Source organism: Deinococcus pimensis DSM 21231 (assembly GCF_000519345.1).
Classification (GTDB): domain Bacteria; phylum Deinococcota; class Deinococci; order Deinococcales; family Deinococcaceae; genus Deinococcus_A; species Deinococcus_A pimensis.
The window spans coordinates 37,154-47,849 of record NZ_KI912645.1 but is presented as its reverse complement, the minus strand read 5'-3'; the positions used below and the strand labels follow the sequence as shown (position 1 = coordinate 47,849).

Genomic DNA, 10,696 nt, shown 5'->3' with positions numbered 1-10,696 from the left:
TCGCGCGCCACGTCCCCGTAACGGCTCACGCTGTGCACCACCTGACCCTCGCGCGCGGAGAGCCGGAACAGCAGGCCCTCCCCGGCGAGCTCCACGCCGCACAGGTCGCCCGGCTCGCGCGGGGACGCCGCGTCGGCCCGCAGGGTCACCCGGGAAAGGTCCGTCCAGCCCAGCCGGGACGCCAGCCAGCCCGCGAACAGCCGCGCCGGGCGGTCCTTCACGCCCGCGTAGCTGACCGTCACGCGCTCCACGCTCCGAAGGCGCGCCGCCGCCTCGGGCACGTCGAAGAGCTGCGCCGTCGCCTCGCGCCAGCCGCTCGCGCGCGCCCACCCGAGGTCCGCGAGGGCGTAGCGGCGATCCGCCGGGATGTTGAGGCCCAGCGTGTCCGCGATGACCTGATCCGCGAGCTCCGCGAGCTCCGCGAGCAGCGCGCCCTCGGGTTCCTCGTCGGACGCCCACCACACGTGGTTCATGGTGGCGGGACGCAGCAGCGGCAGGATCGCGCCCTGAAGCTGCTCGCTGTTCGCGTCCAGCACGAGGCGCTCCACGTACAGACCGCGCTGCGGCACGAGGGAGACGTCCATCTGCACCGTCTCGTCGCCGTCCATCACGCCGACGATCTGACGGCCCGCGTAGCGCCCGCCGAGCGTGTCGAGCGCTCCCAGCACGCGCGGCAGGTGCTTCTCCTCCGTGAGCGCCACGATGTTGCCCGTGTACGCCCGCGCCTCCACCTGCGTGCGCGACCACACGTCGTCCAGCGCGCGCTGCGCGCCGCGCACGTCCGTCCGCAGGGGCCCCACCGGGTTCAGCGTCTGCGGCACGGCGTCCCTCCCGCGTTCACAGGTGCCTCCAGCGGCGGTCCGGGCCGATCAGTTCGTCCGCGGCGTCGGGGCCCCAGGTGCCCGCCGCGTAGTTCGGCAGGGCCGCGTCGGGCTTCTGCCAGGCTTCCAGGATGCCGCTCACGAGCCGCCACGCGTGCTCCACCTCGTCCTCGCGGGGGAAGAGCGTCGCGTCGCCCAGCATCGCGTCGAGCAGCAGGCGCGAGTAGGGACTTTCGAGTTCCGCGCCGAACGCGTCGTAGCGGAAGTCCATCACGACCTCGCGCAGCACGTTCTCCTGACCGGGCGTCTTGCTGCTGAACTTCAGGCTGACACCCTCGTCCGGCTGGATGCGGAAGGCGAGCACGTTGCGCTCCAGCCCGCCCGGGAAGAGGCCCAGCGGCGGACGGCGGAACACGACCGCCACCTCCGTGACCTTCTTCGGGAGCCGCTTGCCGCTCCTCAGGAAGAACGGCACGCCCTTCCAGCGCCAGTTGTCCACCTCCAGCTTCACCGCCACGAACGTCGCGGTCGACGAGTCCGGAGCGACCTTCTCCTCCTCGCGGTAGCCCCTGACGCGCTCCCCGTACAGCGCGCCCGGCCCGTACTGGCCGCGCACCGCCACCTCGTGCGCGCGCGACGCCGGAATCGCCCGGACGGAACGCAGCACCTTCACCTTCTCGTCGCGGATGGCGTCCGCGTCGAACGCGACGGGCGGCTCCATCGCGACGAGCTGGAAGAGCTGCAGCAGGTGATTCTGCAGCATGTCGCGCACCACGCCCGCCTCCTCGTAGTACCCGCCGCGCCCCTCCATCCCGAGGTCCTCCGCCGCCGTGATCTGCACGTGCTCCACGTAGGAGCGGTTCCACAGCGGCTCGAAGATCAGGTTGCCGAAGCGGATCGCGAGGACGTTCTGCACCGTCTCCTTGCCGAGGTAGTGGTCGATCCGGTAGACCTGATGCTCCTCCCACACGCGGTGGATGTGGTCGTTGAGCGCCAGCGCGCTCTGCAGGTCCCGCCCGAAGGGCTTCTCGATGATGAGGCGCCGCCAGCCGTCCTCCTCGCGGGAGAGGCCCGACTCGCCGAGGCCCGTGCTGATCGTCTCGAACAGGCTCGGCGGCGTGGAGAGGTAGAACACCGCGTTGCGGCCCGCGCCGCGCGAGGACTCCACCTCCGCGAGCCGCGACCGGACACCGTCGTACGTGCCGGGCGCGTCGAAGTCCCCGCCGACGTACGCGAGGGCCGCCGCGAACAGCTCCAGGCTGCCCTCCTGGATCTCGTCCGTCTCCTTGCTGGTCCGCAGGGCTTCGAGGACGAGCGCGCGGAACTCGTCGTCCGTCATGCTGGCGCGGCCCACGCCCACGATGGAGAAGCCCGCGCCGAGCTGACCGTCCTGCCACAATCCGAACACGGCGGGCAGCAGCTTGCGCTTCGCGAGGTCCCCCGTCACGCCGAAGATCACGAGCGTGCACGGCTCCGGGGCGCGCTTGCGCTTCATGCCCTCGCGCAGCGGGTTCGTGACGGGCAGCACGTCCGAGAGGCGCATCGTCGCCTCGTCGGTCGGCATGACGTCGCGCGGCGCGTCGCTCGGGACGTCCACGTCACTCATTCTGCCCTCCCTTCGCCACGGCCTTCTCCGGCACCGCCTCGGCGGGCGTCTGCAGGGGATCGATCTCGGGCACCACCGACTCGCGCGCGGTCTGCTCCACCTTGCGCACCGCGTGACCACCGAAGGCGCGGCGCATCGCGGAGAGCATCTTGCCCGCGTAGCTGTACTCCTGCTGCGTGTAGAAACGCGTCTGCACGCTCGTCGCGATGACCGGCACGGGCACGCCCATCTCCAGCGCGTCCTGCACCGTCCAGCGGCCCTCGCCGGAATCCGCGACGTAGTCCGAGAGCTCCTCCAGCGCGGGGTTGCCGACGAGCGCGTCCGCCGTGAGGTCGAGCAGCCACGAGCGGATCACGCTGCCGTGCCGCCAGATCTCCGCGACCTGCGACACGTCCTGCACGAGCGCGTGCTTGGCGCGCATCAGCTCGAAGCCCTCCGCGAAGGCCTGCATCATGCCGTACTCGATGCCGTTGTGCACCATCTTCGTGTAGTGCCCCGCGCCCGACGGGCCCACGTGCCCCCAGCCCTTGTCCGGCGCGGGCGCGAGCGACCGCAGCGCGGGCGCGACGAGTTCGACCGCCTCGGCCTTGCCGCCCACCATCATGCAGTACCCCTCCTGCAGACCCCAGATGCCGCCGGACGTGCCGACGTCCACGAAGTGCAGGTGCCGCCCCGCGAGGACCTCGGCGCGGCGCACGCTGTCCGTGAACTTCGAGTTGCCGCCGTCGATGATGACGTCGCCCTCCGACATGAGGTCCGCGAGCTGCATGATCGTGCTCTCGGTCGGCGCGCCCGCCGGGACCATCACCCACGCGACGCGCGGCGCCTCCAGTCTGTCCACGAACTCCTGCAGGCTGCGCGCGCCGATCGCGCCCTCCGCCTCCACGCGCGCGACGTTCTCGTCGAACAGGTCGTACCCGACGACCTCGTGCCCGCCGCGCAGCAGCCGCGCCACCATGTTCCCGCCCATCTTCCCGAGGCCGATCATGCCGATTCTCATGGGTGGTAGTGTACGCTCCCGCACACGTGAGAAAGCGTGAGGGAACTAAAGAAGACATGGAAACGGCGGGAGCGGCATGGAACCGTTCCCGCCTCGCCGCGACCCGGGATTACTTCGGACGCCGGAAGCGCCCCAACAGGCCGGGGCGCAGCATGCGGTCCGCCTCGCGCTGCCTGCGCGCCATGTCCCGCGAGAGTTCCTCCACGAGCGCCGCGCCCTGCGCGTCCACCTGCCGCTGAAGCTCCACGAGCGTCGAAGCGGACGCCGAGCGCAGCAGGCGCTCCACGACCGTCGCGACGAACCGGTAACGCACGCTCGCGTCCACCGCGAGCGTCACCTCGGTGCCGCCCGGGACGGACTTGAAGCTCCACGACTGCTTCAGGCGCTCCAGCGGGCCGAAGGGACGCACCGTCTCCCAGTTCGCGCGGTTCGGGGCCTGCACGCCGCCGTACTTCGCGGTGAAGCGCAGGCCCAGCAGACGGCGCGGCAGGCGAAAGTTCACGAGGGCGCCGTTCGCGAGCCGCTCCTCGCCGTCGTACGCGGCGGACTCGATGCTGGGGTCCCACTTCGCGCGGCGCTTCGGGTCCAGCGCGAGCCGGAACAGCGCGTCCGAACGGCCGCGAATCTGGATGGTGTCCTTGAAGGAGATGGGTACTGACATGGTGCGTCTACTCTACTGTCCCGCGCGCCTACCGCAGGAAGCGGATGGAGAAGGGGTAGCGGTACGGCTGCCCGCGCGTCGTGGCGGCCACCGCGAGGATCATCGTGACGAACTGCAGGCCGTACAGCGCGAGCAGCAGCGGCCACAGCAGCAGCAGGCCCACCCCGAAGGTCGCGAAGACGAGGAAGCCCACGAGGGCGAAGTACAGCGAGATGCTGATCTGAAAGTTCACGACCTCGCGGCCCTGATCGTCCAGGATGGGGTGACGGTCACGCGTGAGCAGCCACGCCACCGCCGCGCCGATGACGTTCCCGAGCAGCGGCAGGTAAAACGCCGCGAGCGGCGCGAGGTGCTCCACGATCACGAGCGTGCGGTGCTCCTGCGGCACGTGGTCCGTGAAGGGCGACGGGGTGCGCGCGCGGGTCTCGGTCAGCGGATCCTTCATGCCTTCCTCTACGAGGCCGGGCGGGCCGAAGTTGCCGTGTGATAGCTTCCCCCTGTGAGCAAGCCGTACCGCCCCGCCGCCAGGTCCGCCTCGTCCGCCGCGCGTGACCTCCTGCCCCTCAAGGCCTGCGTGCAGCCGCCCACCCCCGTCACGGGCGACGACGTGGAGCTCTACAGCGACGGCGCCTGCGACACCCAGGCGGGCCTCGGCGGCTGGGCCACCATCCTCAACTGCCGGGGCCGCGAGCTCGTCCTGTCCGGCGGGGAGCGCGACACCACCAACAACCGCATGGAACTGCGCGCCCTCCTGGAGGGCCTGCGGGCCCTCAAACGGCCCTGCAACGTCCGCGTCGTCACGGACAGCCAGTACCTGCGCAAGGCCTTCACGGACAGCTGGATCCTGAAGTGGCAGCGCAACGGCTGGAAGACGAGCGGCAACGACTCCGTCAAGAACCAGGACCTCTGGGAGGCCCTCGTGGAGGAGGCCAGGCGCCACAGCCTCACCTTCGTGTGGGTCAAGGGGCACGCCGGGCACGGCGAGAACGAACGCGTGGACCAGCTCGCCGTCACGGAACGCAAGAAGCTCAGGTAGGAAACGGCCCGGCGCCGCAGGGGTGCCGGGACCGTGGGGGAAAGACTATCTGCCCGTTCCGGATTCTCTCTTACGAGGAATTCCACCAGAGTCGACTGGAGGCTCCTTCCTGGGCCGCTGGCTTCCGGACGCAGTTTGGTTCATCTGAACCGCGTCAGCGATTTGGTTTGTTTGATTGGCCTCAGCAGCGGCTGCTGTTGAAAACATCGCGACAAGCGCGACCAGAATAATTGACTTTTTCATATCGACTGCATAAACGACTGCTCTTTTATCGTGCCACTCTCTTCAAACCTTGCACGTAACTTGTTCACCCTGGAAGGACCGAAGGACGCGAAACCCTCGTCGCTTCAGCGTCCGGACAGGCCATCGTGCCGACGCGCGCGGGCGCGCCGCACACCTATGCTGCCCGCATGACCGCCCCATCCACCGACGGCGTGCCCGGCGGGTTCAGGACCTTCCTCGTCCTGTGGTCCACCCAGTCGCTGTCCGTGCTCGGCAGCGCCCTCGCGGGCTTCGCCTTCAACATCTACCTCACCCAGACCCTCTACCCGCTGCCGTCGCAGAAGGCGCAGCTCGCGCTCGCGCTGTCCGCGACGGCCCTGGCGTTCGGCCTCACCGCCATCCTCGGCGCGCCCCTCGCGGGCGCCTGGGCCGACCGGCACGACCGCCGCCGCATCATGATCGCCTGCGACGCCCTCAGCGGCCTCGTCGCGCTCGTCGTCGCGCTGCTCGTGCTGTACGCGCGGCCGCCGCTCGCGCTGCTCGTCGGCCTCATGGCCGTGAGCGGCCTGCTCGCCACCTTCCACGGCAGCGCCTTCGACACCAGCTACTCCAGCCTGGTGCCCAGGGCGCAGCTGCCGCGCGCCAACGGCATGATGCAGACGATGTGGAGCCTCTCGGGCCTCGCGTCGCCCGCGCTGGCCGCCGCGATCATCTCGCTGCCCGCCCTCGCGCGCGGGCAGGGCGCGCTGCCCTGGCTGGCCGCCTTCCGGGACGGCGTGCCCCTCGCGATGCTCGTGAACGCGGCCTCCTTCGTCTTCGCGGCGCTCGTCCTGACACGCCTGAAGATCCCCTCGCCCGTCCGCTCCCTGGAAAGGCGCCCCCGCGGAGCGCTGCTGCACGACGTCACGCTCGGCTGGCGCTACATCCTCGCGCGCAGGCCGCTGCTGTGGCTGCTGCTCACCTTCGCCGTCATCAACTTCGTCACGTCGCCCCTCGGCATCTACGAGACGCTGCTCGTCCGCTTCCACTTCCAGCCCGACTGGGCCGCGCGCGGCTACACCTTCGAGACGGCCCTCGCGCTCATCACGACCGTCGCGAGCGTCGGCGGCGTCCTCGGCGGCGTCCTCGTGAGCGCCTGGGGTGGCCTGCGCGCCCGGCGCGTCCTCGGCGTGCTCGTCCCGATGATCGTCTCGGCCGGGGCGCAGTTCGTGTTCGGCGCCTCCACGCTGCTGTTCGTCGGCGCCGCCGCGCTCGCCGTGGTCGGCATGATGGTGCCCGTCATGAACGCGCACTCGCAGTCCATCTGGCAGGCGCAGGTGCCGCCCGAACTGCAGGGCCGCGTGTTCAGCGTGCGCCGCCTCATCGCGCAGTTCACGTCGCCCGTCTCGGTGGGCCTCATGGGCAGCCTCGCGGGCGTCCTCGATCCCGGCCTGATCGTGCGGGTCTCGTCGCTCGTGCTGATCGTGTTCTGCGCGGCGCAGCTGCTCAACACCAGCCTGCGGCGCGCCGACGAGCGCGAGTGGGTCGAGTCGCTCGCGCGCGACCGCGAGGCCGCGCGCGCCGCCTGAACGGCCACGAGAAGAGCGCCGATCCCGCGGGATCGGCGCTCTCGTTCAGTCTCAGCGTCCGGGCTTGAGCGCCGCCGGGACGTCCACCGTGCCGCTCGCGGGCACGGCGGGAGCCTTTGCGTCCTGACCGCCCGTGGGCGCGCCGTTCTTCAGGCACGGCGTCTGCGAGGACGGCGGGCCCTCCAGGTAGCCGCGCTCGTCGACCTTCAGGCACCAGTGCGCCGCGAACACCTTCGACACCGCCGGGAGGGCCGTGCCCGACCCCTCGCCACCGTTCTCGAAGAACGCCACGACCAGCAGGTCCGGGTTGGGAAGCGGCCCGTAGCCCTCGTACCACGCGTTCGTGTAGCCGTAGTTGAAGCGGCGGCTCAGGGCGTTCTCGGCGGTGCCGGTCTTGCCCGCCGTGCGGACCGGGAAGCGGTGCGGCCCCAGCATGTGGCTGGACGTGCCGTTGCCGTTGATGCCGCCGTCGTGCCGCGTCGTCATCTCCATGCCCTGCTTCACCAGCTCGAAGTCCTTCACCTTGCCCGGCACGCGCCGCGTCTCCTTGAGCGGCACGCGCTCGCCGTTCTCGGCGCGCACCACCGTCAGCGGACGCTGCTCACCCTCGTTCACGATGGTGGACAGCACGTACGCGATCTGCGCGGGCGTCACGAGCAGCGCGTCCTGCCCGATCGCGAAGGACAGCGCCTGACCGGGGAAGTAGCGCTCCCCCACGGGGCGGTCCTTCCAGCGTTCCAGCTCGTTCTTCTGGCTGGGGATGTAGCCGGTCTTCTCGCCGACGATCTCCAGACCCGTGGGTCCGCCGAAGCCGAGCTCCACCGCGCGCCGCCCGAGGTAGTTCGAGAAGGTCACGGGGTCCGCGTCGATCGCGGCCTGGTAGTACCACGTGTTGCACGAGTTCGAGATGGCCTTGCGGCCGTCCATCATGCCCATGTTATGGTGCGCCCAGTTGCGGCGCATCCCGCCGTAGCGGATCGCGGTGGTGCAGTTGAAGCTCTTGTTGCCCCACCGTTCGATGTACGCGAGGGTGCTGGTCGGCTTGAACACCGAGCCCGAGTCGAACTGCTGCACGGCGCGGTTGAGCATCGGCTGGCCGCCGTTGCCGAGCAGCGCCTCCGCGAGCTGCGGCGGGCGCGGCGACTGCGAGAACCAGTTCGGGTCGTAGGTGGGACTGCTCGCGAGGGCCAGCACCTCGTTCGTGCGCGGGTCGAGCGCGATGATCGCGCCCTTCACGACCTTCTCGGGCGGGCTGGCGTACTTCGCGCGGGCCTTGTTGATGTCCACGAGGCCCTCCTGCAGGGCCTTCTCCGCGGCGCGCTGCAGCTTGCTGTCGATGGTGAGGACCACGTCCTCGCCCTTGAGGCCGGGATCCACGACCTTCTCGCTCTGCGGGCGGCCCTCCGCCGTGACCTCCAGGCGGCGGATGCCGTTCTTGCCCGCCAGGACGTCCTGCAGGCTCGCCTCGATGCCGCTGGCGCCCACGAGGTCCCCGAGGGCGTAGCCGTCCTCCTCGACCTCCTTCTGGTTCGCCTCGCGGGTGTAGCCCAGCAGGTGCCCCAGGAAGCGGCCCTGCGGGTACACGCGCTCCAGCCGCTCGCGCAGCTCCAGGTTCGGCTGGAGCACGGTGTACTCCTCGATGGCGGGGATGCGGTCGGCGGGAATGTTGCGCACGAGCGTCGCCTCGCCGCCGGGCTCCACGTCCGGGAGGGCGGTGTCCTTGATCCCCGCGAGGTAACGGATCTGGTTCCAGGCGGCGACGTCGCCGCCCTTGTAGATCAGGTCCACCGCGAACTTGTTCGTCGCGACGAGCACGCCGTCACGCGTGCGGATCTCGCCGCGCAGGGCGCGGACGATCTCGTCACGCTGGAAGTTGCTGTCCGACTGCGTCGCGAACTCGTGGTAGCGGGTGATCTGCAGGTCGAAGAGGCGGGCGCCGAACAGCGCGAGGAACACGCTGAAGGTCAGCGCGATCCCGTGCGGGCGGCTCAGGACGCGACGCGAGCGGCGCTCGCCCTGCCCGGCGCGGCCGCGTGGTCCGCCCTGCGTGGCGGGCGTCACGCGAGCCCCTGTTCCGGTCCGGGCCGCTTCCCGAACGCCCACGTCGCGAGGCGCTCCACGACGGGCTGACACACGAGGGTGGTGAGCAGCGCGACCGGCAGGACCGACGTGAGCGTCCCCACCGTCACGAGGCCCGCGCGCAGCCAGTACGTGAGGATCAGGAAGGCCAGCCACTGACCGAGGGTGGCCACGGCGACCGTGACGAGCGTCTGGAGCGCCCCGCGGTCCGAGAGGAACTTGCGCACGCCGAGCAGCAGCAGCACGCCGCCCGCCACGCCCGCCGCGTGGAAGCCCAGCAGGCCCTGGCCGAGCACGTCCTGCACGAGGCCGATGCCGTATCCGGCGAGCAGGGCGGGCAGGGGACGCAGCCTGAAGGCGAGCGCGACCGCCGTGAGCAGGAACAGGTCCGGCGGGCTCACGAAGGTCGGCAGGAGCCGCGCGAGCGCGCCCTGGGTGCTGACGAGCAGCAGGAGGTAGAGGAGGATTCGCATGGCGCTATGGGCCTTTCGGACGGGTCAGGGGAGGGCTTCGAGGAGGGCGACTTCTTCGAGCGTGCTGACGTCGGCGGAGGGTTTCACGATCACGGTGCGGTTCACGTCGTTCGGACCGACCTGCTCGACGCGCTCCACCGTGCCGACCTTGATGCCGACGGGGTACACCCCGCCGAGGCTCGACGTCAGGACGGTATCACCGACCTTCACGTCGACGGTGAGTGGGAAGGTGGCCCGCAGCCGGTCGGGCGGGGCGCCCACGGCGAGGCCGCGTCCGCCCTTGCCGCGCAGCGTCACGCCGACACGGCTCTCGGGATCGAGGATGGTCGTGACGACCGCCGTGTTCGCCGCGACGCCCGTGACCTGCCCGACGAGGCCCGACGGGACGGACGCGGGCATGAAGCGCCGCACGCCGTCCCGCGCGCCCTTGTCCACCGTGAGGCGCGACAGCAGGGGAGACGGGTCCACCATCACGACCGACGCGACCGACACGGGCCCCGGGAACTGCGTCGCGCGGATCTGCGCGGCCTCGCGCAGACGGGCGTTCTCGCGCTCCAGGACGTCGTTGCGTCCGCGCAGCACCTCGTTCTGGTCCCGCAGGACCTCCAGTCGGTGCCGGGCGTCGCGGTCGTTGACGAGCGTCTCGTACGCGCCGCGCACGTGGTCCGCCGCGCCGTCGAAGACGCGCGTGACGGGCAGCACGCCCGAGGAGAGCGCGAGCGGCGGCACCACCTGGAAGCGGGTGCTGACCATGCTGAGGAACAGCAGGCCGAGGTACACGAGCGCGAGGCGCCGCCAGGCGTTCACTTGGACCCCGCCGCCCGCACGCCCGCGCCCCGCAGCAGTCTCAGCACGAGCGGCACGGGGAAGCCCACCACGTTCGAGTAGTCTCCCTCGACGCGCTCGACGAGCGCGAGCCCGAGGTCCTGGATGCCGTACCCGCCCGCCTTGTCGAGGCCCTCGCCGCTCGCGGCGTACCACGCGCGCTCCTCGTCGCTGAGGGACCGGAAGGTCACGCGGGTCGCCTGCACGTCCGCGTCGAGCGTGCCGCCGTGCGCGACCGCCACGCCCGTGTACACGGTGTGCGTGCGGCCCGAGAGCCGCGCGAGGAACGTGAGGTTCTCCGCCTCGTCGGCGGGCTTGCCGAGCACGTCGCCGTCGAGCGCGACGAGCGTGTCCGCCGCCACCACGACCGCGTGGGGCTCCAGGGCGCGCCCCGCGAGCGCCTTC

At 70.9% G+C, this 10,696-nt stretch carries 11 protein-coding genes; 2 read left to right on the top strand and 9 right to left on the bottom strand.

The features are described from left to right. The 5 genes from DEIPI_RS30845 to DEIPI_RS0112590 form a co-directional block, all read right to left on the bottom strand. Positions 1 to 821, bottom strand: an 821-nt coding sequence (locus DEIPI_RS30845) for a glucose-6-phosphate dehydrogenase assembly protein OpcA (RefSeq protein WP_045234244.1), incomplete at its 3' end; no start/stop codon positions are given. A 16-nt stretch (positions 822 to 837) separates the two neighbouring features. Beyond that, the gene (gene zwf / locus DEIPI_RS0112605; RefSeq protein ID WP_045234261.1) at positions 838 to 2,385 is read right to left on the bottom strand and encodes a glucose-6-phosphate dehydrogenase; all 1,548 of its coding nucleotides are present in this window, start codon (positions 2,383 to 2,385) and stop codon (positions 838 to 840) included. A 34-nt stretch (positions 2,386 to 2,419) separates the two neighbouring features. Beyond that, positions 2,420 to 3,427 carry a phosphogluconate dehydrogenase (NAD(+)-dependent, decarboxylating) gene (gene gnd, locus DEIPI_RS30840; protein WP_045234243.1) on the bottom strand — a complete coding sequence of 336 codons (1,008 nt, stop codon included), beginning with the start codon at positions 3,425 to 3,427 and terminating at the stop codon, positions 2,420 to 2,422. A gap of 109 nt (positions 3,428 to 3,536) precedes the next feature. Beyond that, entirely contained in the window at positions 3,537 to 4,088 is a 552-nt protein-coding gene (locus tag DEIPI_RS0112595) for an SRPBCC family protein (protein WP_027481993.1), read from the bottom strand. A gap of 28 nt (positions 4,089 to 4,116) precedes the next feature. After that, positions 4,117 to 4,533: a DUF4870 domain-containing protein gene (locus DEIPI_RS0112590; RefSeq protein WP_045234242.1), complete on the bottom strand. Its 417-nt coding sequence runs from the start codon at positions 4,531 to 4,533 to the stop codon at positions 4,117 to 4,119. Between the two features lie 129 nt (positions 4,534 to 4,662). On the opposite strand from DEIPI_RS0112590, the gene rnhA reads away from it, so the two are divergent. Both rnhA and DEIPI_RS0112580 read left to right on the top strand, forming a co-directional pair. Next, positions 4,663 to 5,124: a ribonuclease HI gene (rnhA, locus tag DEIPI_RS0112585; RefSeq protein WP_425387854.1), complete on the top strand. Its 462-nt coding sequence runs from the start codon at positions 4,663 to 4,665 to the stop codon at positions 5,122 to 5,124. Positions 5,125 to 5,534: 410 nt separating this feature from the next. Further along, positions 5,535 to 6,914 (top strand): MFS transporter, encoded by a 1,380-nt coding sequence (locus DEIPI_RS0112580; protein ID WP_027481990.1) that lies wholly within the window; start codon positions 5,535 to 5,537, stop codon positions 6,912 to 6,914. A gap of 51 nt (positions 6,915 to 6,965) precedes the next feature. Here DEIPI_RS0112580 and DEIPI_RS30835 read toward each other — a convergent pair whose 3' ends face one another. The 4 genes from DEIPI_RS30835 to DEIPI_RS30830 form a co-directional block, all read right to left on the bottom strand. Then, positions 6,966 to 8,975, bottom strand: a complete 2,010-nt coding sequence (locus DEIPI_RS30835; RefSeq protein WP_084474236.1) for a penicillin-binding transpeptidase domain-containing protein — start codon at positions 8,973 to 8,975, stop codon at positions 6,966 to 6,968. Beyond that, entirely contained in the window at positions 8,972 to 9,466 is a 495-nt protein-coding gene (locus tag DEIPI_RS0112570) for a rod shape-determining protein MreD (RefSeq protein ID WP_027481989.1), read from the bottom strand. The genes DEIPI_RS30835 and DEIPI_RS0112570 overlap by 4 nt, the downstream gene beginning before the upstream one ends. 24 nt (positions 9,467 to 9,490) lie before the next feature. Next, the gene (gene mreC / locus DEIPI_RS0112565) at positions 9,491 to 10,273 is read right to left on the bottom strand and encodes a rod shape-determining protein MreC (RefSeq protein ID WP_027481988.1); all 783 of its coding nucleotides are present in this window, start codon (positions 10,271 to 10,273) and stop codon (positions 9,491 to 9,493) included. Next, positions 10,270 to 10,696 (bottom strand): Maf family protein (locus DEIPI_RS30830; protein WP_045234241.1); only part of this gene is annotated, 427 nt, incomplete at its 5' end. The genes mreC and DEIPI_RS30830, both read right to left, overlap by 4 nt.